Origin of the sequence: Nocardia alni (genome assembly GCF_019038435.1) — a bacterium.
GTDB lineage: Bacteria > Actinomycetota > Actinomycetes > Mycobacteriales > Mycobacteriaceae > Nocardia > Nocardia alni.
The window spans coordinates 18,190-40,241 of the sequence record NZ_JAGPOX010000091.1 but is presented as its reverse complement, the minus strand read 5'-3'; the positions used below and the strand labels follow the sequence as shown (position 1 = coordinate 40,241).

At 68.5% G+C, this 22,052-nt stretch carries 22 protein-coding genes; 11 read left to right on the top strand and 11 right to left on the bottom strand.

What is annotated here, in order from left to right; translation table 11 throughout:
• Positions 1–150: 150 nt before the first annotated feature.
• The 3 genes from JZ791_RS46865 to JZ791_RS28815 all read right to left on the bottom strand — a co-directional run bounded on the left by JZ791_RS46865 (position 151) and on the right by JZ791_RS28815 (position 1,457).
• A complete protein-coding gene (locus JZ791_RS46865; RefSeq protein ID WP_216898493.1) occupies positions 151–309 on the bottom strand; it encodes a type II toxin-antitoxin system HicA family toxin in 159 nt (52 codons plus the stop codon).
• A 69-nt stretch (positions 310–378) separates the two neighbouring features.
• Complete coding sequence (locus tag JZ791_RS28820; protein ID WP_438804565.1) at positions 379–597, bottom strand: type II toxin-antitoxin system HicB family antitoxin; 219 nt, start codon at positions 595–597, stop codon at positions 379–381.
• A gap of 53 nt (positions 598–650) precedes the next feature.
• Complete coding sequence (locus JZ791_RS28815; protein ID WP_216898491.1) at positions 651–1,457, bottom strand: FadR/GntR family transcriptional regulator; 807 nt, start codon at positions 1,455–1,457, stop codon at positions 651–653.
• Positions 1,458–1,602: 145 nt separating this feature from the next.
• On the opposite strand from JZ791_RS28815, the gene JZ791_RS28810 reads away from it, so the two are divergent.
• From JZ791_RS28810 to JZ791_RS28790, 5 genes are read left to right on the top strand one after another with little or no spacing between them, the layout of a single operon-like run.
• Complete coding sequence (locus tag JZ791_RS28810) at positions 1,603–2,760, top strand: acyl-CoA dehydrogenase family protein (protein WP_216898490.1); 1,158 nt, start codon at positions 1,603–1,605, stop codon at positions 2,758–2,760.
• A complete protein-coding gene (locus tag JZ791_RS28805; protein WP_216898489.1) occupies positions 2,757–3,701 on the top strand; it encodes an acyl-CoA dehydrogenase family protein in 945 nt (314 codons plus the stop codon). Before JZ791_RS28810 ends, JZ791_RS28805 begins: the two co-directional genes overlap by 4 nt.
• Before the next feature lie 4 nt (positions 3,702–3,705).
• Positions 3,706–4,485 (top strand): enoyl-CoA hydratase/isomerase family protein, encoded by a 780-nt coding sequence (locus tag JZ791_RS28800; RefSeq protein ID WP_216898488.1) that lies wholly within the window; start codon positions 3,706–3,708, stop codon positions 4,483–4,485.
• A complete protein-coding gene (locus JZ791_RS28795) occupies positions 4,482–5,684 on the top strand; it encodes an acyl-CoA dehydrogenase family protein (RefSeq protein WP_308163134.1) in 1,203 nt (400 codons plus the stop codon). Before JZ791_RS28800 ends, JZ791_RS28795 begins: the two co-directional genes overlap by 4 nt.
• Positions 5,684–6,817 (top strand): acyl-CoA dehydrogenase family protein, encoded by a 1,134-nt coding sequence (locus JZ791_RS28790; RefSeq protein WP_216898487.1) that lies wholly within the window; start codon positions 5,684–5,686, stop codon positions 6,815–6,817. The genes JZ791_RS28795 and JZ791_RS28790 overlap by 1 nt, the downstream gene beginning before the upstream one ends.
• A 50-nt stretch (positions 6,818–6,867) precedes the next feature.
• Here JZ791_RS28790 and JZ791_RS28785 read toward each other — a convergent pair whose 3' ends face one another.
• Positions 6,868–7,914: an aldo/keto reductase gene (locus JZ791_RS28785; protein ID WP_216898486.1), complete on the bottom strand. Its 1,047-nt coding sequence runs from the start codon at positions 7,912–7,914 to the stop codon at positions 6,868–6,870.
• 74 nt (positions 7,915–7,988) lie between these two features.
• Here JZ791_RS28785 and JZ791_RS28780 point away from each other — a divergent pair, with 74 nt between their 5' ends.
• Entirely contained in the window at positions 7,989–8,525 is a 537-nt protein-coding gene (locus tag JZ791_RS28780) for a TetR/AcrR family transcriptional regulator (protein ID WP_216898485.1), read from the top strand.
• A 10-nt stretch (positions 8,526–8,535) separates the two neighbouring features.
• Here JZ791_RS28780 and JZ791_RS28775 read toward each other — a convergent pair whose 3' ends face one another.
• Genes JZ791_RS28775 through JZ791_RS28765 form a run of 3 tightly spaced genes read right to left on the bottom strand, consistent with a single transcriptional unit; the run spans position 8,536 to position 10,804 of the window.
• The gene (locus tag JZ791_RS28775; protein WP_216898484.1) at positions 8,536–9,279 is read right to left on the bottom strand and encodes an SDR family NAD(P)-dependent oxidoreductase; all 744 of its coding nucleotides are present in this window, start codon (positions 9,277–9,279) and stop codon (positions 8,536–8,538) included.
• A 16-nt stretch (positions 9,280–9,295) separates the two neighbouring features.
• A complete protein-coding gene (locus JZ791_RS28770) occupies positions 9,296–10,129 on the bottom strand; it encodes a sugar phosphate isomerase/epimerase family protein (protein ID WP_216898483.1) in 834 nt (277 codons plus the stop codon).
• Between the two features lie 24 nt (positions 10,130–10,153).
• Complete coding sequence (locus JZ791_RS28765) at positions 10,154–10,804, bottom strand: GntR family transcriptional regulator (RefSeq protein WP_216898482.1); 651 nt, start codon at positions 10,802–10,804, stop codon at positions 10,154–10,156.
• Between the two features lie 158 nt (positions 10,805–10,962).
• Here JZ791_RS28765 and JZ791_RS28760 point away from each other — a divergent pair, with 158 nt between their 5' ends.
• Genes JZ791_RS28760 through JZ791_RS28750 form a run of 3 tightly spaced genes read left to right on the top strand, consistent with a single transcriptional unit; the run spans position 10,963 to position 14,951 of the window.
• Positions 10,963–11,718 carry a maleate cis-trans isomerase family protein gene (locus JZ791_RS28760; RefSeq protein WP_216898481.1) on the top strand — a complete coding sequence of 252 codons (756 nt, stop codon included), beginning with the start codon at positions 10,963–10,965 and terminating at the stop codon, positions 11,716–11,718.
• A gap of 12 nt (positions 11,719–11,730) precedes the next feature.
• Entirely contained in the window at positions 11,731–13,728 is a 1,998-nt protein-coding gene (locus JZ791_RS28755) for an oxidoreductase (RefSeq protein ID WP_216898480.1), read from the top strand.
• Positions 13,729–13,742: 14 nt separating this feature from the next.
• A complete protein-coding gene (locus JZ791_RS28750) occupies positions 13,743–14,951 on the top strand; it encodes a CaiB/BaiF CoA transferase family protein (RefSeq protein ID WP_254206456.1) in 1,209 nt (402 codons plus the stop codon).
• Positions 14,952–15,122: 171 nt separating this feature from the next.
• Here the strand turns inward: JZ791_RS28750 and JZ791_RS28745 are convergent, their stop codons facing one another.
• The gene (locus JZ791_RS28745) at positions 15,123–16,820 is read right to left on the bottom strand and encodes a GAF domain-containing protein (protein ID WP_216898479.1); all 1,698 of its coding nucleotides are present in this window, start codon (positions 16,818–16,820) and stop codon (positions 15,123–15,125) included.
• A 284-nt stretch (positions 16,821–17,104) separates the two neighbouring features.
• Between JZ791_RS28745 and JZ791_RS28740 the strand changes: the two genes are divergently transcribed.
• Positions 17,105–17,509: a pyridoxamine 5'-phosphate oxidase family protein gene (locus JZ791_RS28740; protein ID WP_308163133.1), complete on the top strand. Its 405-nt coding sequence runs from the start codon at positions 17,105–17,107 to the stop codon at positions 17,507–17,509.
• On the opposite strand, the gene JZ791_RS28735 is transcribed toward JZ791_RS28740, so the two are convergent.
• Both JZ791_RS28735 and JZ791_RS28730 read right to left on the bottom strand, forming a co-directional pair.
• Positions 17,510–18,157 carry a response regulator gene (locus JZ791_RS28735; RefSeq protein WP_216898478.1) on the bottom strand — a complete coding sequence of 216 codons (648 nt, stop codon included), beginning with the start codon at positions 18,155–18,157 and terminating at the stop codon, positions 17,510–17,512. It abuts the gene before it with no gap.
• A gap of 45 nt (positions 18,158–18,202) precedes the next feature.
• A complete protein-coding gene (locus JZ791_RS28730; protein WP_216898477.1) occupies positions 18,203–18,541 on the bottom strand; it encodes a hypothetical protein in 339 nt (112 codons plus the stop codon).
• Positions 18,542–19,053: 512 nt separating this feature from the next.
• Between JZ791_RS28730 and JZ791_RS28725 the strand changes: the two genes are divergently transcribed.
• Positions 19,054–20,550 (top strand): flavin-containing monooxygenase, encoded by a 1,497-nt coding sequence (locus JZ791_RS28725; protein WP_216898476.1) that lies wholly within the window; start codon positions 19,054–19,056, stop codon positions 20,548–20,550.
• Positions 20,551–20,610: 60 nt separating this feature from the next.
• On the opposite strand, the gene JZ791_RS28720 is transcribed toward JZ791_RS28725, so the two are convergent.
• Positions 20,611–21,945, bottom strand: coding sequence for a family 1 glycosylhydrolase (locus tag JZ791_RS28720; protein ID WP_216898475.1), 1,335 nt, complete (start codon positions 21,943–21,945; stop codon positions 20,611–20,613).
• Positions 21,946–22,052 lie beyond the last annotated feature (107 nt).

Sequence of the window (22,052 nt, the reverse complement as noted above, 5' to 3'; positions counted from 1 at the left end):
ACCCTCGTCCGCCGCCTACGCCCCGTCGGCACATGGCTGATCCCGCCCCTGTACATCGGCCTCGGCCTGTATCTCCTGCGGGGCAGATAATGGTGCCGCAGGTCAGATTCGATGCTGTCGGGCATACGCTGCGTCCGACAGGACGTTTGCCTACAAAGAAGTGATCAGTGCGAGGAATTCCGGGCCGGTGAGCCCGGCCTGCCGAATGATCGAGCCGAGTGTGCCGCGCTTGACGATGCGGTGTTCCGGGATGACGACGACACGACCGTCCGAGTGGCGGTAGATAGCGTGACTACCCTTCGTCCACAAGGTAGGTGAAGCCGATCGATTCGACCGCCTGGATAACCTTGCGGACCGGCAGATCGGAGAGAGCGGGGCTCACGCGGCACTCGACACCTGGAAGGACGTCACCAGGGGCGTGGAGGTGATGTGCTCGGTAGGGTCGTCGATCTCGTCCAGATACAGCTCGACCGCTTCGGTGAGGTTGGCCATGGCTTCGTCTACTGTCCTGCCCTGACTGGCAACATCGACTTCGAGGCACTGGGCGACATACCAGTCTTCTTCCTGGTGTACCGCTGCGGTCAGGGCGCGCATCATGGCCACGCTTGCAGAGTACTCAATCTCATCCGGAACGGTTGCTGCACCCGAGGTTAGATGCGGGTGCTTCTGCTGTTCTGGATGGCCTGGCGGGCCGTGGCGGAGGAGGCGTTGACCAGGCCGTTGTCGAAGCGTTCGAGTACCAGCAGTTGGGTCGCGGCGAGGTGTGCGCGGTACAGGCGCTCGGCCTCCGAGTCGTTTCCGGCCGCGATCTCGGCGGTGATTCGCCGGTGGATGCGGACGGCTTCGCCGGATTCGGTCTCCGAGGGGTATTCCCCGCGTTTGGTCAGGACCTCGGCCCAGGCCTCCTCCTGGGAGGACCACAGGGCCACGAGGCTGCTGACGACGTATCGGACGGTCGCGTTCGGGGTGAACGAGACGACCAGGTCGTGGAAATCCCTGGCGACGAGCGTGAATTCGAGGCCCTCGCCGACCAGCGCCTCGGAGGCGTCGATATTGGCCTCGAGGGCCGGGACCACGACCTCGGCGCGATCACCCCGGCGGGCGCATTCGGCGGCGCACATGGGTTCCAGGGTCCGCAGACCCGCGGCGAGATCGCCCAGTGTGACCCGCGCACCCTGTAAAGCGAGGCCCAGGTGGTACGCGGCGGACGACTCGTCGGGGCGGTGCACCTCGGCCCCGCCGACGTTGCCGCGCCGGACGGTCACCAGGCCCTCGGTCTCCAGGATGCGCAGCGCCTCCCGGATCGAGGGATAGCTGACGCCGAAATCCTGGACCAGCTGATCCTGGGTGGGCAGGCGATAGTCGTCCTCGCCGGACAGGATGCGGGAGCGCAGTTCGGCCGCAACGGTTTCGGCTATGCGGCGCTGGGGCGTCCGGCCACGCCGGGCGCTCGTCATAGGGGCTCCCTCTGAGTCATGGGTGGGAGTCTAGTCAGCCGGTGTTGACCACTCAAATATTGCCATCCTTGCGATGATTATCCGGGCGGCCGATCGATCATACAAGCATTGCTATCCTTATTATGATTGACGTAATGTCGCGGCCATGGACTTCACAGTGGGTGAGGCCGCCACCGGACTCCGCGGTGAGCTGCGTCAGCTGGTGACGGCCGAGGTTCCCCCGGACTTTCTCGGCGCGTTCACCGACGATCCGGCCGATCTGGCTGTCGCCCAGAGCTTTTGCCGGGCGCTGGCCGATCGCGGACTGCTCTGCCTGGCCTGGCCGGAGGAATTCGGCGGCCGGGGGGCCTCGGTGTGGGAGCAGACCGTGGTCCGCGAGGAGATGTGGGCACATCACGAACCCCGCGGCGCGCAGTACATGGGCGTGAACTGGGTCGGCCCGACGATCATGCGGCACGGCACGGCGGAACAGCAGCGGGAGCATCTGCCGCCGATCGCCAAGGGTGAGGTGATCTGGTGCCAGGGGTTCAGCGAGCCCGATTCCGGCTCGGACCTCGCGTCGCTGCGTACCGCGGCGCGCCCGGACGGCGACGGCTGGCGGATCTCCGGACAGAAGATCTGGACCTCCTACGCCACCATGGCCGACTGGTGCTTCCTGCTGGCCCGGACCTCCAGGGGTGAGCGCAAACAACAGGGTCTGACGATCTTTCTGGTGCCGATGTCGGCACCCGGAATCGTGGTCCGGCCCATCCGCGCGATGATCGGCCCGCACCATCTCAACGAGGTGTTCTTCGACGATCTGCGGGTGACCGAGGCGGACGTGCTCGGTACCGTGGGCGAGGGCTGGCAGGTGGTGCAGGAGGTGCTCTCCTTCGAACGGGTGGGCATCGCTCGCTACGCCCGCTGCGAGCGTTTGCTGCAGGCCGCCCCCGCCGTGCTCGGCGAGCGCTGGGGAGAGGTTCCCGCGCAGCTGCGAGGCCGGTGGGCGCGAATGCTGACCCATTGCCGCCGGGCCCGGCTGCTCGCATACCGGGTGGTGTCGTTGCAGAGTGCGGGCACGGTGCGGCCGAACGACGCCGCGGCATACCGGATCGCGGTGACCCAGCTCGATCAGGACAGCGCCGAGGTACTGGTCGAAATCGCGGCATACGCTCCGCTGCAAGAGGAATCGCAGGCCGAGGTCGGCCGATTCCGCCGCGCGGTGCAGGACCACTGGCGCTACTCCCAGGCGGCGACGGTCGCATCGGGAAGTATCGAGATGCAGCGAATCCTGTTGGCCAGGGCTGCCTTGGAGGCGCGGTGAACATCGAACTGAGCGCGGACGCGACCGAATTCGGGCGGCAGGTGGTTCGTGCCCTCGAGGCCGCCGGCGGGGACGAACTGGTCCAGCGGGCGGAACTCGAGCCCGGCATCCGAGAGCGGGTGGTCGAGCCCGTCCTGCGCGATCTGGGCGCCTGGGATCTCGAACCACGCAAGGACGCCGACGAATTGGAGGCGGCCGCCGCGCTGTGCCGCAGCGCGGGCTACCTGGCTGCGCCCTATCCCGTAGCCGAGCGCCTCGCGCGGCCAACGGATCTGGATGTCGACGGGCTGATGGTGATCTCGGGCTCCGCTCCCGAGGGGGCCGTGTCCGGCATCGACATGCGCTGGGCGGCAGTCACATCCGATGGCCGGCGCAGCCACGCCGTGCCGCGCCCGTCGGACGTGCCGCCGCGTGCGTCGGCGTTCGTCACCGGACTCGAGCTACAGCCGATCGACGACGACGGCGGCAAGGATGTCGCGCTCGGGCTGGTGCTGCCTTGCTGGACGCTCCTGGGCATGCTGGACCGGGCGATCGACCTCACTCGCTCCCATGTGCTGGTGCGTGAACAGTTCGGACAGCCGCTGGCCCGGTTCCAGGGTGTCCAATTCCAGTTCACCGACGCGGAGGTCGAGCGCAGCGGCGTCGACGTGCTCGCGAAATATGCCCTGTGGAGTATCCAGGAGGGCCGCGCCGAGGCGATCGAGGATGCGCTCGCGCTGCGGCTCGCGGCCCTGGAGGCGGCCGAAATCGTCTTCCGTGTCGCCCATCAGCTGCACGGCGCCATCGGATTCTGCGACGAGGCGACCCTGTCGTGGATCTCGCGGTACAGCCTGCCGATTCGCCGACTGCCCTTCGGCCGGTCCACCACCGAGCAGCTACTGACCGACCGCATCGGTACCCACGGGCTGACCGGCTTGTTCTCCGAGCCCGGGGAGGCGTGAGAGCGTGAAGTACGACCTGCCCGCGGAGCTGACCGTCGAGTGCGACGGACCGGTGCGGACGGTGACTCTGAACCGCCCGGCGGAGCTGAACGCGGTGAACGCGAACCTGCACCGGGCGCTGGCGGACGTCTGGCGGCAGCTGGCGGCCGATCGCGAGGCCCGGGTGGTGATCCTCACCGGCGCCGGGCGCGCGTTCAGCGCCGGCGGCGATCTGGACTGGATCACCTCGTTTCTCGACGATCCGGTGGCGCGCGACGAGAGCATCCGGGAGGGCGCGCAGATCATCGAGGAGATGCTGCGCTTCCCGCTGCCGGTCATCGCGGCGATCAACGGCCCGGCCGTCGGCCTGGGCGCCAGCATCGCGGTGCTGTGTGATGTGGCGCTGATCTCCGAGCGGGCATCCCTCGCCGATCCGCACGTCGCCGTCGGCCTGGTGGCCGGTGACGGCGGCGCGGCGTTCTGGCCGCTGCTGACCCCCATCCTGCGCTCGCGTGAATACCTGTTCACCGGCGATCGCATCGATGCGGCCACGGCCGTACAGCTCGGCCTCGCCAGCCGCGCCGTCGAACCAGAACAGTTGCTCGCGCAGGCGCGGCAGCTCGCCGAACGGCTGGCCGCTCAGCCGACCGAGGCGCTGCGCAGCACCAAACGTATTGTGAACATGTACCTTTCGCAGGCATTGGGCGGTCCGCTGCAGGCGGGATTCGCTGCCGAGGTGGTCAGCATGCAATCCGCGGACCATCGGGATCGGCTGCTGGCGCTGCGAGAGCGGGCGACTCGGTGACGCCGCGACCTGCGGACCTGACCGCGTTCCGGGGTGAAGTGCGCGAATGGTGCCGCACGCATATCCCGGCGGACTGGCGACAGGCGCAGACCGGTGCGTCGGCCGAGGAGTTCGTGACCTTTCAGCAGGCGTGGTTCCAGGAGCTGCGGCGTGCCGGGTTCGCGGTGCCGCACTGGCCCGCGCAGTGGGGCGGCGGGATGTCGGTCGCCGAGCAGATCGTGCTGTATCAGGAGCTGGCCGCGCATGACGCGCCGCGCCTGGTGCTGGGCTTCGTGGCGATTCACCACGCGGCGGCGACGCTGCTGGCGGCGGGGACCGATGAGCAGCGCCGGCGGCATCTGCCCGCGATCCTCGACGGTGAGATCTGGGTGCAGGGGTTCTCCGAACCCGGGGCCGGGTCGGATCTGGCGGCGCTGCAGACCGCGGCGCGGCGCGAGGGGGACGAATACGTGGTCACCGGCCAGAAAGTATGGGCGAGCGGGGCGCAGTACGCCGACTGGTGCCTGCTGCTGGCCCGCACCGATCCGAATGCGCCGAAACGCCATGGCATTTCGTATTTCCTGCTGGATATGCGCAGTCCCGGCATCGACGTGCGGCCTATCCGGCAGGCCACGGGCGAATCGCACTTCTGCGAGATCTTCCTGGACCAGGTGCGCATCCCCGCGACCCAGTTGGTCGGCGCGGAGAACACGGGCTGGCGCGTGGCACAGGAAACGTTGGGCGCCGAGCGCGGACTGACGATGCTGGAGCTGGCCGAACGACTCGGCAACGCCGGATTCCGGTGGCTGCTCGAGGCGTGCGCCGCGCCGGATTCGCTGGGGCGCAGGCCGATCGAGGACCCGGTGGTGCTGGATCGGCTGGCCGCCTTCGAGATCGAGGTGACGGGCCTGCGCGCGCTGTGCCGGGATCTGGTGGAACGGCACGACAGCGGCGGTTCGGGCCCGGCCGACGCGTCGATCGTGAAGCTGTGTTACAGCGAACTGCTGCAGCGCCTGACCGATTTCGGCGCCGAGATCGGCGGAGTGGCCGCGCACACCGTGTTGCGCAAGCCGATGTCGGGCGGCTGGGAATCGGGCGCCTGGGTGCTCGATTTCATCGGTTCGTGGGAATGGACGATTCCGGGCGGGACGAGCGAGATCCAGCGCACCATCATCGGGGAGCGCGGGCTCGGGCTGCCCCGGGAACCGATCGGGAAGTGATGAACGAGACAGCTGTCGCCGGAACGGAATTCGCGGAAATTCACGACGAGGTGCGGGCGGTGGCCCGTGACCTGCTGGGGCGTAGCGGGCCCGGTGCGCGCATCGCTCCGAATGTGCTGGCCGCGCAGGGCTGGCTCGGGCTGGAGGTTCCCGAGGCGCTCGACGGTGCCGGGGCGAGTTTCGCCGAGACCGCGATCGTGCTGGAGGAACTGGGCCGCGCCGTGACCGGAAGCGCCTGTCTGGGAACGGTTGTCCTCGGGGTCGGCACGCTCGGCGAACTGGTCGCGAGCCCCGGACGGGACGCACTGCTGCGGGCCGTCGCGTCGGGGGACACGGTGGTGGCCTCGGCCCTGCCGGCAGACCTCGATGACGGCCTGGCCCCGACGCCCTTTCACATCGAGCGGTCCGCGGACGGTCCGAGGTTGTACGGCAGGGCGGAATTCGTCCCGGACGCGTGCTCGGCGGACCATGTGCTGTTTCCCGCCAGCGACGCCGGAGTACCGGTGATCGTGTCGGTGGCGGCCGATGCGACCGGTCTGTCCCGCACGGCCCAGGAGGTCCTGGACGAGACAAGGGAGTTCGGCACAGTCACCGCCGATGGCCTTGCCGTACCGCGGGATTCACTGTGGTCCTTCGCGGGAGATCCGGCCGCGGCCCGCGCGCGCATCCACGACCGCGCCGCCGTCGCGATCGCCTGCGACAGCCTCGGTCTCGGTGAGGCCATGCTGGCCGCGACGGTCGCCTACGCGGGCGCCCGCGAACAGTTCGGCCGCCCGATCGGATCGTTCCAGGCGGTCAAGCACGCCTGCGCCGATATGCTCGCGCAGGTCACGATGGCCCGCCGCCTGGTCACCGCCGCGGTCGGCCAGATCGCCGCGAACGATCCCGACGCCTGGGCGGCGGCGGCCATGGCGAAGTCGTATACCTGCACGGCCGCGGTCCACATCGCCGGCAAGGCGATGCAACTACACGGTGGCTTCGGCTACACCTGGGAAAGCGGCATCCACCGCTACCTCGAGCGAGCCACCCTCAACCGCGCCCTGTTCGGCGCCCCCGCCGCCCACCGCCGCCGTCTGTCGGCCCGATACGCCGGGGGCGCCGCCGAATTCGACCGCGCCCGGCGAACGAGCTGAACCACTCCTACCGAGCGACCGAGCCGCGCAACGGTTCTCACGCCTTCTGATCAGATGGCGGGAACGGCGGCAGGCTCGAGCAGCGTGCGGTCGCCGTCGAGGCCGTGTCTCAGTGCGGCCGCGACATCCTCGTGCGGGGTGCCGAGGTGTACCGCGCTGACCTCGTCCAGGCATCGGTAGTGCTGGTCGCTCAGTTCGAGGTGGACGGAGCCGAGGTATTCCTCCAGCTGCGTCAGGGTGCGGGGGCCGAGGATCGGGATCAATGCCGTCTGCGCGAGTGCGGCCCGGCGACGCAGCCAGGCCAGGGAGACCTGGACCGCTCCGGCGCCGATCTCGTCGGCGATCGCCAGGACGGCGTCGACGACAGCGGTGCGCTGCGCGGTGCCCTCGATCGCGTCGCCGCGAGCGCTGAGCCGGCCCTGCCCGCCCTGCCGGTACTTGCCGGTGAGCAGGCCGCCGGCCAACGGGGAGTACAGGACCACGCCCAGACCGTGGGCCTGTGCCATCGGCAGCAGCTCCCGTTCGGCGGATCGTTCGGCCAGGCTGTATTCGGTCTGGATGCCGACCAGTGGGGCCAGACCGCGCAGGTCCGCGCGGACCGCGGCGCCGGCGACCCGCCAGGCCGGGAAGTTGGAGAGCCCGCCGTGCAGGATCTTGCCGGCGCGGATCAGGTCGTCGAATCCTGCCAGGATCTCCTCGATCGGTGTCGTTCCGTCGGGGAAATGCGGCATGAAGACGTCGATGTAGTCGGTGTTCAGGCGGCGCAGACTCGCCTCGAGAGAGCGGACCATGACCTTGCGGGCGTTACCGGTGCTGCCGGGGCGGGGCTGGGCCTGCCTGGTCCCGCTGTACTTGGTGATCACCACGAACTCGTCCCGCTGACCGCCGAGTAGCCCGCCGAGCACGGTCTCGGCCTGTCCGTCCTGGTAGATGTTGGACGTGTCGAACGTGGTGCCGCCGGCCTCGACGAAGGCATCGAAGATCTGCCGCGAGCCCTCGGGACCTGCTCCGGCGTCCGAGGTGGCGAAGTTCGCCGTCCCCAGGGCGTACTGCGACACTCGCAGTCCGGTCAGTCGGCCGAAGGTCTGGTAGCGCATGTCGGCTCCTGAGGGTTGGCATTGCGAGGTAGACTCCACGACAGTATCAAGAAAATCGAGGGGTCACTCTTTTTATGCCGAAGGTCAGTCAAGCGCACCTCGACGCCCGCCGTCAGCAGATCGTGGACGCCGCCCGCGCCAGGTTCGCCAGCCACGGCTTCGCCCACACGTCGATGGCCGACATCGTCACCGAGTCCGGGCTGTCCAACGGAGCCATCTACCGGTACTTCACCAGTAAGGACGAGATCGTCGTCGCCGTCTGTGAGCAGGCAGGCGACGCTCTGCCGCAGGCGCTCACCGCCGAGTCCGTCGGCGGATTTCTCGAACACGTGCGCGTCCTGGCGCGTGAGGCGGGCCACGCTCGGCTGGTAGCCCAGATCTACGCCGAAGCGGCTGTGTCGCCGACGCTGGCGGCCGTTGTCCGGCAACAGCTCGCCGACATGCGGGCCGCGGTGGCCGAGTTGATACCCGAGCGCCGACGCCGGGATGCCGCACAGATCGCCGAAGCGTTCGTGGCCCTGTGCAGCAGCTACAGCCAGCAGCTGGCTGTCCGTGGCGACGTGGATCCCGCGCCCTTCACCGCGGCCCTGATGGCGATCATCGAGGGATAGCCGACCCGGCTCATCCGCGTCCGAGCAGGTCCCCGCCGTTGATCTGGAGGATTTGGCCGGTGGTCCAGCCCGCGTCGGGGGCGGCCAGGTGGACGATGCCCGCGGCGACCTCGTCGGGGGTGCCGGGTCGGCCGAGAGGGATCCCGGCGACTCGTGCGGCTTCCACTTCGGGGGTGAGCATGTCGTCCCATACCTCCGTGGCGGGGACGAAGCCGGGGGCGATGACATTGACGGTGATGCCCTGTGGGGCAAGGTGTCTCGCGAGGCCGAGCGACCAGCCGTGCAGGGCGGCCTTCGAGGCGCCGTAGGGGCCCGGGCCGCGCAGGGCGGCGATGGAGCTGACGGAGACGATGCGGCCGCCGGGGCGGATGAGGTGGGGGAGGAGGGCCTCGGTCAGGAGTACGGCGGTGATCAGGTTCGTGCGGTAGGTGTCGATGTACCAGGCGGCGATGCCGGACAGAGTGTCCGGTGTTCGCTCGAAGAAGGTGCCCGCGTTGTTGACCAGGACGTCTACGGGTCCGCCCGCCGTGATCTGCTCGGCGAGGGCGTGGACCTGGTCGGGTTCGGTGAGGTCGGCGGCCGCGGTGGTGACGCGGTCGGCGCCGAGGGCGGTGTTGATCTCCGCGGCGGCCGCCTCGAGGATGGCGGGCCTGCGGCCCACGATGACCACCGAATCGCCGTCGGCCGCGAAGCGTCGTGCCGCCGCTTTGCCGATTCCCGTACCGCCGCCGCTGATTACCGTGCGCCGTGTCATCGTTGCCTCCACTGTCTCAGGAACGCGCCTGGGCGATCAGGTCCCGGGTGCGTTCCTGGCCCACCCGTGCCGCCTCGGTCGCCGGCATCGCCGCGGTGATCGGCGAAATGACCTCTGTGCCGACCGATTTCAGCGCACCGATCTTGTCCAGCGCCCGCAGCACGCGCACGAGGTCGAAGCACCCGTCGCCGGGGAACAGGCGCTGGAATGTGTCTTCGATGAGGCTGCCCTGGATGGTGGCGCCGCCATCGGAGACCTGCACGGCGGAGATCTTGTCGCCCGAAAGCGATTCCAGCGCGGCGAAATCGGGGTTTCCACGGAAGAAGTGCCAGGTGTCGAACACCAGTCCGCCGTTGGCACGGTCGGCGCGGTCGACGATCGCCGCCGCGCTCGGGAGGTCCGCGACGGCCATGAACGGGATGAACTCCAGTCCCACCCGGGCGCCGAGGTCGGCGGCGTGGTCGCAGGTCGCGGCGAAGCAGCCCGCGACCTCGTCGACGGACAGGTCGCAGGTGGGCCGGGCCAGTGCCGTGAGGGTCTGGGCCTGGAGCGCCTCGGCCATGCGCAACACCTCCGGGGCCGAGAACGCGGCAAGGGGTATCTCCGGCGCGTACTCGCCCGGGTACCAGGTCATGAATCCTTCGAGCTCGATGGACAACCCGGCCCCGTGCAGCTGTCGCCCGAGTTCGCGGGCGGAGGTGCCCGCCGCCTCGGCCGTCGCGACGTCGATGGGAGTCAACGAGACCCGGCTGTACCCATTGGCCGCCGCGGCGTCCGAACGTGCCTGGATCGGGCTCTCGTAGCCGACGGTGCCGGCCCACAGCACCCATTCTATAGCGTTGTCGCGCATATGTTTTCCTGTATCGAACGGAGATCAAACGGTTCGCAGCACCACGGCGCGGGCGTTGCGGAGATGGGCGGTCATGACCGCCCCTGCCCACTGTGCGTCGCGGGCGCGCAGGGCGGCCACGATCTCGGCATGGTGGGCCAGGCTGCGGCGCATCGACGCGTCGTCGTAGGCGTGGAAGTTGCGCGTCACCAAGGGGGTTCGCACGGCGCCGGTGAGGGCGGCGGCGAAGGCGGGCGCGTCGGCCAGCTCCACGAGGCGTTGATGGAACGCCGCGTTCAGCGGTATCAGGGCAGCGATGTCCTGGCCGGGCCCGGGGCTGCCGACCTCCAGCATCCGGGTGGCCAGCTCCTCGAGCTGGGCGATATCGGCCTCGGTGGCCTTCTCGGCGGCCATCGAGGTCAGTCGGGGTTCGAGTGTCGTGCGCACGTCGAACAGGCTCTCGAGCTCGCGCACGGACCAGGTGGCCACTCGTGCGCCCCGGTTGGGCGGGAGTTCCACCCATCCCTCGGCGGCCAACTGGCGCAATGCTTCTCGGACCGGTGTGCGGCTCACACCCAATCGATCCGCGAGCTCGACCTCGGCCAGGCGGGTGCCGGGCGCGAAGGCGTTGTCGAGGATCAGTTTTCGGAGGATCTCGGCGACCCGCTCGGTCGAGGTCACCATGCGAGTGGCCAATGCTGCCTCCGGGATGTGCGGTACCGCCTGTACCTGATTGCATGCAATTTAGTGCTAACTCGGCGATTCATGCAAGACCTTGCCGAGAAAACGGCTCAGATGTATACAGGATGAGCACCCTGTGGTGTGGAACACAAGCTGGGAATGGACGGAGCGAGATGACCGACGCATTGGCCTGGCGGATGAAGATCGGGGTGGTGACTCCCTCGGTGAATACCGTCGTGCAACCGGAATACGACGATATGCGTCCGCGTGGCGTGACCAATCACATCGCCCGCATTCACATCCCGGACTGGGTGGTGAACGACGACAACGACTTCAGCGGCCTGGTGCGCGATATCGACCTCGGCGTCGACGACGCGGTGGCGCGAGTGCTGACCTGTCAGCCGGACTGTGTGGTGCTGGGAGTATCGATCGAGGCCGTGTGGGGTGACCCGGACGCCGGCAACGCGATTCGGAATCGTCTGCGCGCCAAATTCGGCGACGATCTCCAGCTCGTGCACGCCGGAGACGCGATTCCGGCCGCGCTGCGGGCCGTCGGTGTCGAGGACGGCCCGATCGGCGTGCTCACCCCGTACCAGCCGGGATCGGAGACGCATCTGCGGACATTCGTGGAGAGCTGCGGTTACCAGCTGCGCACGGCGGTCCATCTGTGCTGCCCGACGGCGGTGCAGATCGCGCACACCTCGGGGGCGACGCTGCGGCGCGAGCTGGCGGCGATAGCGGAGAAGCGTCCGAGGGCGATCGTGCAGTTCGGCGCGAACATGGCGGTCGGCCGGGTCGCGGCGGAGGCCGAGCAGTGGCTCGGCCTGCCGGTGATCGCGGTCAATACCGCCACCTATTGGCATGCTTTGCGCAGCAACGGAATCGACGACCAGGCTGACGGTTTCGGCCAGCTGCTGGCCGAGCACTAGCCGGAGCGTCATATGCCTGAGAACAACTACCCCACGGTGTTTTCCCCCATCGAGCTGGGCCCGCGGACAGCGCGCAACCGTATCTGGATGACCGCGCACGCCACCGAGTTCTCCACCGACGGAACCTTCGCCGACGCCAGCGCCGAGTACTACGCCGAACGTGCCCGCGGCGGCGTCGCGGCCATCACGATGGAGGCGATGGCGGTCCATCCGTCGAGTCAGCCGCGGCGCGGTGTGATCCACGCGTACGACCCCGCCGTGGTCGCCAGCTACCGCAAGGTCGCCGCCGCCGTCCAGCCGCACGGCGCGCTGCTGATGGCGCAGCTGTGGCACCGGGGCCGGCAGACCGACGGCATCATCTCCCGGCTTCCCACCTGGGCGCCGAGTCCGCTGCCGGACACCGTATATCGGGAGATCCCGCACGAGATGAGCCACCAGGACATCGACGAGCTGGTCGCGCACTACGTGCTGTCGGCGCGCCACGCCATCGAGGGCGGTGTCGACGGCATCGAGGTGCACGGTCTGGCGCACGGTTATCTGCTCGGCCAATTCCTCTCACCCGCGACCAATCACCGCCGCGACGAGTACGGCGGCTCGTTCGAGAACCGGATGCGCATCGTGCGCCGGATCGTCGCGGACGTGCGCGAGGTCGTACCGGCCGATCGGGTGCTGGGCATCAGGCTCAACAGCAGCGACGGCGACGTGGAGAACGGCCTGGACAACGCGGCGTGGGTACGCATCGCGGCCGAGGTCGAACGCTGGGGCATGCTGGACTACATCTCCACCACCCAGGGCACCTACCTCGACCGGATGCAGATCTACGGCACCTCGGCGGCGCGCGCCGCGGGGTACGAGGTCGCCGACACGGCCAATCTCACCGCCGCGGTCTCCTTGCCGGTCGTCGCCGTCGGCCGGATCACGACGCCGGAGATGGCCGAGGAGATCCTCGCCACGGGCAAGGCGCAATTCGTCGGGATGACCCGCCAGCTCATCGCGGACCCGTGGTGGCCGACCAAGGCGCAGCGCGGACGCCCCGACGACATCCGCCCCTGCGTCGGCGCGAACTGGTGTGTGGCGTCCTTCGCGCGCGGCCCGGTGTCGTGCATCCACAACCCCCAGGTGGGTCGCGAGCGGGAATTCCGCGGCGACGACACCAGGGTCCGCACGTCCCGGCGGGTGGCGGTCGTCGGCGGCGGGCCGGCCGGGCTGCGCGCGGCGCTGTCCGCCGCGGACCTGGGCCACCAGGTCACGCTCTTCGAACAGGACGACACGCTCGGGGGACAGGTCAACCTGCTGACCCGGGCCGCCTCCTACCGCGAATGGTCCGGAGTCACCGACTGGCTGTCCGCCCAGTTGCGCCGGACGAAAACCGAGATCCGCCTGGGGCACCGGGCGGTCGTCGACGACCTCGCCGGTCACGACGCGGTGGTGATCGCGACCGGCTCGACGCCGATACGTCACGGCTGGACGGCCAGGCATCCCGCCCGCTGGGCCCCCGACGCGGCGGCACTGCCGGGATCCGATCAGTGGAACGTCTACACCCCGGCGCAAATCCTCTCCGGCCGAGAGGAATTGCCGCACCGAATCCTGATCGTGGACGACACCGGAGACCGGCACGCGTTCATCACGGCCGAATACCTCACCCAGCACCGGCACGCGGTGCACGTCGTCTCCCAGTATCCGCAGCTGGGCCACGCGTTCGCCGACGGCCACGACCTGCCTTTCGCCTTCGGCCAACTCCGCCGTGCCGGAGTCGGTTTCACGCCCAACGTCGAAGTCACCGCGATCGAGGAGGACACCGTCACGCTCACCGATGTGTACACCGGCGAACTCTCACAGCTGTCCGATATCGACGGCGTGGTGTTCGTCCTGGGCAATACGGCCAATGACGGCCTGGCCCAGGAACTTCGGGAGATGGATGTCGACCTGCACGTCATCGGTGACGCCCAGGCTCCCAGGCGCATCTTCAATGCGATCTGGGAAGCGGAAACCGCAGCCCGACAACTCTGAGCAGAGGAGGCCCTATGAACGACATGGAAGTGAACGGGCCGCTGGCCGGATACCGTGTACTCGAGATGGGTTCGCTGATCGCCGGGCCGTTCTGCGGTCAGCTACTCGGTGATTTCGGCGCGGAAGTCATCAAGATCGAGGACCCTGCCGGCGGTGACCCGATGCGCGAATGGGGCAGGAAGAGTCCTGATGGACTGTCGCTGACCTGGCCGATCATCGGGCGCAACAAGAAATCGGTCACCTGCAACCTGCGCGAACCGCGCGGCCAGGAGTTGGTGACGCGCCTGGTCGCCCAGGCGGATGTGCTGGTGGAGAATTTCCGGCCGGGCACCATGGAACGCTGGAACCTGGGCTATGAGCAATTGTCCCGCGTCAACCCGCGATTGGTGCTGGTCCGGGTCACCGGCTACGGGCAGGACGGCCCCTACGCCGGTCGTGCGGGCTTCGGCTCCATCGGCGAGGCCATGGGTGGAATCCGTTACACCACAGGGGAACCCGACCGGCCGCCCAGCCGCACGGGCATCTCCCTCGGCGACTCGCTGGCCGGGACGTTCGCCGCGCTGGGCGCCGTGATGGCGTTGCTGAACCGCGAACGCACCGGTCGCGGGCAGATCGTCGATTCGGCCATCTACGAGGCCGTCCTGGCGCTGACCGAATCGCTGATCCCGGAGTGGGAACTCACCGGCTTCCGCCGCGAACGCACCGGATCGATCCTGCCCGGCGTCGCCCCGAGCAACGTCTACCAGTGCGCGGACGGCGCGCAAGTGCTGATAGCGGCGAACCGCGACACCGTCTTCACCCGTCTGTGCGCGGTCATGCAGCGCCCGGAACTGGCCGAGGACCCGCGCTACAGCACCCATCGCGCGCGCGGCGAGCGCCTCACCGAACTCGACACGCTCATCGCGGACTGGGCCGCGACCCAGGATTCGGCCGCCCTGCTGGACCGCTTGCACGACGCCGGCGTCCCGGCCGGGCTCACCTACACCGCCGCCGACATGGTCACCGACGCCCATTTCAAGGCCCGGGACGCCATCGTCCGCCTACTGCATCCCCAACTCGGCGAATTCCCCATGCAAAATGTGGCCCCCCGGCTCTCGGACACACCGGGCCGCATCCACTCGCTCGGCCCCGAACTCGGCGAGCACAACGCCGCGATCTACCGAAACATGCTGGGGCTAGAGCAGTCCGACCTGGCGGAGCTCGCCGGTGCGGGAGTGATCTGAGGCGGCCGCCCATGCCACTCCCGTGCCCGGTCGGCTTCGTAGCCGGTCTGCCTGCCCCGGCATCGTCGGCCCACGCTGCGACGCGGTTGTATCCGCCATCCGGAAATCCCTCGACCCGGACAGCTCGATCGCCGGACCGCTGCCGTTGTCGGCGTGCGAGCCGTGGCCGCACTATCGCAGCGGCACCGACCAGGTAAGCCGGGTGCCGATGTTCGACGGCCCGGGCTCGAGCGCGAACCGGCCGCCGGATTTTTCCGCGCGCCGGCGCAGTTCGGTCAGCCGGATGGACGCGGCGTCGTGATCGGTCTCGTGGCCGTCATCGGTGACGATGATGGTGAAGTCGTCCACGATGCGGATCTCGACCTCGATGCCGGCGGCGCGGCAGTACCGTACCGCGTGGCGGACCGCCTCGCGCAGAACGATTTCCGCGTTGTCGGCCAGCTCCGGCCCGACCACGGACAGCGGGCCGCTGATCCGTAGCTCGGTGCGGACTTGCGCGGGCGCCGCGCACTGCTCGGCCTCGCGGCGGACCGTGCGGTCGATCCGTTCACGCAGGCGGGTGCTGTGGCCGTCGCCGCCGTGCAGTTCGAAGATGGACGTGCGGATCTCCTGCACCACGTCCTGCAGGTCGTTGACGATACCGGTGAGCCTGTCGCGCACGACGGGGGACGTGGCGCGCGGGATGGTGCCCTGCAGGGTGAGGCCGATCGCGAACAGTTGCTGGATGACGTGGTCGTGCAGGTCGTGGGCGATGCGGTCGCGGTCGGTGAGGATATCCAGCACCCGCATCCGCTGCTGTGCCTGCACGAGTTCCATCGCCAGCGCCGCCTGGTCGGTGAAGGCGGTGGCCAACTCGACGACGTCCGGGGTGTAGGCGGGCGCACCGGCGGGCCGCAGCACCATCAGCACCCCGATGGAGGAGTCGCGGGTGTACAGCGGCAGGACCATCGCGGGCCCGGCCCCGGGGAACACCGTGGCCAGGTCGGTCTCGGCGGTATCGGGGACGGTGACTGTGGTCCGCCCGAACGCCGCGCCGACGGCGGGACCCTCGACGCTCAGTGCGCGCCCCAGCCGGGGGTCGGGACCGGACCAGTGGCCGACCACCAGTTCGGCGATCTCGTCGGGCGGGCTGTCGGGGTCCGGGGCGAGCGCCAGCGCGGCCCACTCGGCCCTGCCCAGGGTGCGGGCCCGATCGGTGAGCTGCGTCAGCACGTCGCCGGTGGGCGAGCCCGCGAGGAATTCGGTGGTGATGTCGCGGGTCGCGGCCGTCCACGCCTGGCGGGCGCGGGCGGAATCGTAGAGGCGAGCGTTGTCGATCGCGATGCCTGCGGCGGCGGTGAGCGCCTGGACGACGATGTCGTCGTCCTCGCTGAAGGGCGGGCGCTCGGATTTTCCCGCCAGGGAGAGCTGTCCGAACAGTTCGTCGCGAATGCGCACGGGCACAGTCAATTCCGCGTGCGGCGCGGTGACCTGCTCCCGGGCGATCCCGTCGGCGGCGTGATAGACGAAGTGGTCGGGCTGCCCATCGCGGCCGTGCACCGCCAGCACGCCGTATGCGGCGTCCACGAGTTTGATAGCGGTGCGCACGAACATGTTCAGCGTCTCGTCGAGTTCGAGCAGGGAGTTGATAGCGAGCATGGCCTCGACGAGTTCGTCCATCCGGTCGCGCGCGTCGATGACCTGCTCGACGCGGTCCTTGACCTCCGTGAGCAGTTCCCGCAACCGCAGCTGGGACAGCGCCTCGCGGACGGAAGGCTGGCCGCCCCGCGAGGAGGGGCCGTCGTCGGCGGCGGTTTGCCCGGATTGCGCCGCCGCCTCGGACCGAGCCGGCGTCGGGGGCTGTGCCGCCACCCGGGACAGATCGGCCATAGGGGCAATCCTCACGGTCGGCGGAACCACACTGGCGGGTCGAATTATACGCGTGGGGTGGAATATTCCGATTGTGGCGGTGAGGTGCCCGGTGGCATAGGCGAATGGGACTTTTGTCCCTGTCGCCGCCGCGCCGGTGATGGTCGGATGTATGCCCAGGGGGTTTGCGGGCGAAAGGCGCTCGCGGGCGGAGGCGTAGTGACGTGGTCTGGCTCGAAGGCAATTCCGCCGAGGCGGATTCGGAACCGATTGTCGGGTATCGCCGTGGGCGCGGGACGCATGACGTGGTTGATCTCGATCGCGCCGAGTCGTTGCGGTTGATCGCGGGCGCGACGTACGGGCGCGTGGTGTTCACTCGGGATGCGCTGCCCGCGATCCGACCGGTCTGTCACCTGGTGGAGGACGGCCGGATCATCCTGCGCACACGCATCACCTCGCGGCTCACCGGCGTGGTGCGCAGCGAGGTGCGGGTGGTCGTCGCCTACGAGGTCGACGAGATCGATCCGGTGACGCACACCGGCTGGGCGGTGGTGGTGACGGGCCTGGCGGAGGCGATCACCGATCCGGTCCGGATCGCCCGTTACGAGCGGCTGCTGCGGCCCTGGATGGACCGGTCGCTGGACACGGTGATCGCGATCGACCCCAGCATGATCGAGGGGGTGCGGCTGCTGGAATCGGGCCCGCTGTGATCAGTAGGGAGGATGGAGTCCGGAACGGAGTTTCGACGCGTAGACCGCGGCCTGGGTGCGTCGTTCGAGCCCGAGCTTGGTGAGCAGCCGGGATACGTAATTCTTGACGGTCTTCTCCGCCAGGAACATTCGCTCGGCGATCTGGCGGTTGGTCAGGCCCTCGCCGAGCAGGTCCAGCAGTTTGCGCTCCTGCTCGGTGAGCGCGGCCAGCGGGGCGTCGGGGGCGGTGTTGTTGCGCAGGCGCGCCATGAGCGCGGCGGCGGCGCGGTTGTCCAGCAGGGAACGGCCGGAGCCGACCTCCTTGATCGCGCGCGCCAGCTCCATGCCCTTGATGTCCTTGACGACGTAACCGCTGGCGCCGGCCAGAATCGCGTCCATCATGGCCTGCTCATCGGTGTAGGAGGTGAGGATCAGGCAGTGCAGGCCGTCGAGTTTGGACAGCAGTTCGCGGCACAGCTCGATTCCGTTGCCGTCGGGCAGGCGCACATCCAGGACCGCGACGTCGGGGCGTAGCGCGGGGATGCGGGCCATCGCATGCGCCACATCACCGGCCTCGCCGACGACGGTCAGTTCGGGATCCTCCTCGAGCAGGTCGACCAGGCCGCGACGTACGATCTCGTGGTCGTCGACGAGGAACACCTTGATCATGGGTGGGGTCCAATCTCGTTGCGGTGGTTCTGTACCTCGCCGGACTCACTCACCCGCGGTGGGATGAGGTTCGCAGTGCCTGGCCAGTTCGAGCATGCGCGCGCGGTACTGGTCGGGGGTGATCCGGCCGGACAAGCGCGCCGCAAGCAGCATATTCTCTGCGGTGAGCGCGGGCCATACCTGGGTGGGGGAGGCCCATGCGAGGGTGAATTCGGTGTCGGCCGGCCCCGGAGACGGACCGTGCGACACCGGGGGAGTGGGGCGGGACGACTTGCGGCCCAGGGCTTTTCGTCGCAACGACAATCGCCCGGTGATGCGCAACGCGACTATGCACCAGGAGACCAACACGGCCATCGCACACCCGGCGAAGATAACGATGTCCACCCGCATCACCTCGTATCTCAAGGTTACTTCCAAAGCACGTGCTGGAGAACGTTTTCCAAGCGGTGATCGAGATCGTTGATTAGGGGTTCCGGAGGATCGGCCGGTGGGGTGCTCGCCGGGCTCATCCATCGGGAGAGTGCAGAACTGAGAGTGTCAATTTGGAATATCGGTATCGACGTATGCGCATTAACTAATGAATCGCTAAAAGTGTCGCCACACAACACCGGAGTACCTCACAACTAGAGCAAGCAAAGAAGAGGCCAAGAGGTGTCCCGGTCCTGCGCCTGATCCCGCGAGCCTGGTCAGGGGACGCATGCGATCGCGCCCAGGCGACCTGTTGGCGGCATTCCTGGCCTCCGGTGATGCGCGCTGAATCGGCGGCGTTCTCGTTGCATCCGGTGGTATGCGGGGATGTCGCGGAGGCGAAACTAGACGTTACTGTCAATCACATGTAATCTTCGAGTAACGCCCGGTCACGGTGGTCCGGGCGGTCGCACGGAACGGATACCTCAATGGCGCGGCATGTCGACGTACTGATCATCGGCGCGGGTCTGTCCGGCATCGGAATGGCCTGCCACCTGGTCCGGGAGAAGACCGGGCGCAGCTACGCGATCCTGGAGCGGCGCGCCGCGATCGGCGGGACGTGGGATCTGTTCCGGTATCCGGGAATTCGCTCGGATTCGGATATGTACACCTTCGGATACGGCTTCCGCCCGTGGAACGGCACGAAGGTACTCGCCGACGGGGCCGCCATCCGGCAGTACATCGCCGATACCGCGGCGGAACACGGTGTGCAGGACCATATCCGGTTCGGCCGTAAGGTGACCGAGGCGAGCTGGTCGAGCGAGCGCGGAATCTGGACGGTGACCGCAGTCGCCGACGGTGGCGACACCGAGGTCTACACCTGCGATTTCCTGGTCGGCTGCACCGGCTACTACGACTACGACAAGGGCTACCGCCCGCATTTCCCCGGCGAGGAGAATTTCCCCGGGCCCATCGTGCATCCGCAGCACTGGCCCGAGGATCTGGACTACCGGGACAAGCGGGTGGTGGTCATCGGCAGCGGGGCGACGGCCATCACGCTGATCCCGGCGATGAGCGACCAGGCCGCGCACGTCACCATGCTGCAGCGCTCGCCCACGTACATCACCTCGCTCCCGGCCGAGGACCCGGTGGCGGTCGGGTTGAAGATGGCCCGGGTTCCCGCGGCGATCGCCTACCGCAGCGGCCGGGCTCGCAATATCGCGATCCAGCGGGCCAGTTTCGAGTTCTCGCGCCGCAATCCGTCGCTGATGCGCCGGGTACTGCTCGGTGCGGTGCGGGCGCAGGTCGGTGCGGGAATAGATATGCGGCATTTCAGTCCTCGGTACAACCCGTGGGATCAGCGGCTGTGCATCGTGCCGAACGGGGACCTGTTCAAGGAATTGCGGTCCGGGCGCGCCTCGATCGTGACCGATCGGATCGAGGAGTTCACCGAGACCGGTATCCGGCTGGCGTCGGGGGAGCAACTGCCCGCCGACATCATCATCAGCGCAACGGGTTTGACCGTACAGATGCTCGGCGGGGTGCAGCTGGTGGTCGACGGCGTTCCGGTGACGACGCGAGATCTAGTGCTGTACAAGGGCACGCTGCTCGGTGGTGTGCCGAACATGTTGTTCGTGCTCGGGTACACCAACGCGTCGTGGACCCTCAAGGCGGATCTGGCCGCGCAATACTTCTGCCGGGTGCTGAATCATATGCGCTCGCACGGGTATTCGACCGTCGTCGCGGTTCCCGAGGACGACGACCGGTCGCCCGGGTCCGTGATGGGCGACGAGCTGAACTCCGGGTATATCCAGCGCGGCGACGCGGTGATGCCCAGGCAGGGCACGCGCGGGCCGTGGCGGGTGGTGAACAGTTACTTCCGCGACCGCAAGCAGCTGCGCAGGGATGCGATCGAGGATGGCGTGCTGCGGTTCGGCCGTCGCGCGGCCGACGTGCTGCCCGAGGCCGAATCCCGTTCGGCCTGAGAGGGTTCCGGTCAGGCTACGGAGTACTCGTCGCCGCTGGAGATCGCGACCACGCCCGGTTCAGCGGGGCACGGTGACGGGATCCACGCAGCTTCCGGGGAGATCACCGAGGGCGCAGCCGGCCGGCGGGCGGACCGGGCGGTAGTTGGCGGGCACGCCGCCGTGACGGGTGATCTCGGCGTAGGCGGGGACGGCGTCGGTGGGGCGGCGGGTGAGGGCCGGGTCGGTGAGCACGTCGACGGTGTAGAGGCCGAAACGCGGCGCGTAGCTGCCCCATTCGTAGTTGTCGGTGACGCTCCAGTAGTTGTAGCCGATGATGTTCATGCCGGCGGCCTTGGCGCGCTGGATCCAGTAGATGGTGTCGCGCAGGTCCTGGCCTCGGGTGTAGCCGTCGGGGCGGGGTGCGCCGTTGTGGGTGGGCATGCCGTTCTCGACGATGTACAGCGGCTTGCCCGGGAAGCGGCGGGCGTAGTACCCGAGGGCGTAATAGATGCCCTCGGGTTGCAGCGGCTGGTTCCACAGGCTGGTGAAGTCGGCAGGCGAGGTGGTCGTCACCGATTTCGGGTCGTAACCGTAGTAGTAGTCGATGCCGACGAAGTCGAGTTTGCCGGCGATGCCGTCTTCGATCAGTCCGCTGACGAACGGCTCGGCCGTACCGAGGGTGTAGGCGATGTTGCTGGTGACCATCGCGCCGGGCCGGCGCTGGTGGATGTGGTCGAAGATGGCGTTGTGCGCGTGGATGATCTGCTGCTGCATCAGCGGGGCCTGCGCGGCCGGCAGGCCGCCGTTGCGGACCTCGTTGAGAACGTAGAACGTGGGTTCGTTGAAGGTGATCCAGAGCGGATTGCGGGATGCGTAGCGGTCCACCACCTTTCGGGCGTTGGCCAGCCACAGCTCGATCATGCCGGTGCTGCCCCAGCCGCCGCGGTCGGCGACCCAGCCCGGGTAGACCCAGTGGTCGAGGGTGATCATCGGGCGAATGCCCCTGGCGGCCATGGTGTCCAGGACATGGTCGTAGAAGGCGAAGCCGTCCTCGTCCCAGACCCCGGGCCGGGGCTGGACCCGGGACCATTCGACGCTGATGCGGTAGACGTTCACGCCCATGTCCGCGGCCAGGCCGATGTCGGAGGCGTAGCGGGTGTAGAAGTCGACCGCGTTGTGGTACGGCTCGAAGGAGGAGTTCTTGGCGACGTAGCGGATCCAGTTGCTGTCGCGGGCGTGGCCCTCACATTGGAATCCGGCGCTGGCCACGCCCCAGAAGAAGTCCTTGCCGACGGCGGGGACGGTGGCAGGCGGCGCGGTCCGGGCGTGCGCGAGCGCGGCGGGTCCGGCCAGGGCCGCGGCGGTGCCTGCGGCGAGGGCGGACAGGGCCTGGCGGCGGCTGAGCGGGCGCATCGAACTCCTTGGTCTCTCGAATGGAACGAGCCGGCTGATATCGGGCGGGTCGAGTTGACACGCTAACCGGAATCGGCCGATTGGGGCGGCGGGCGCTCCGGCGCGGT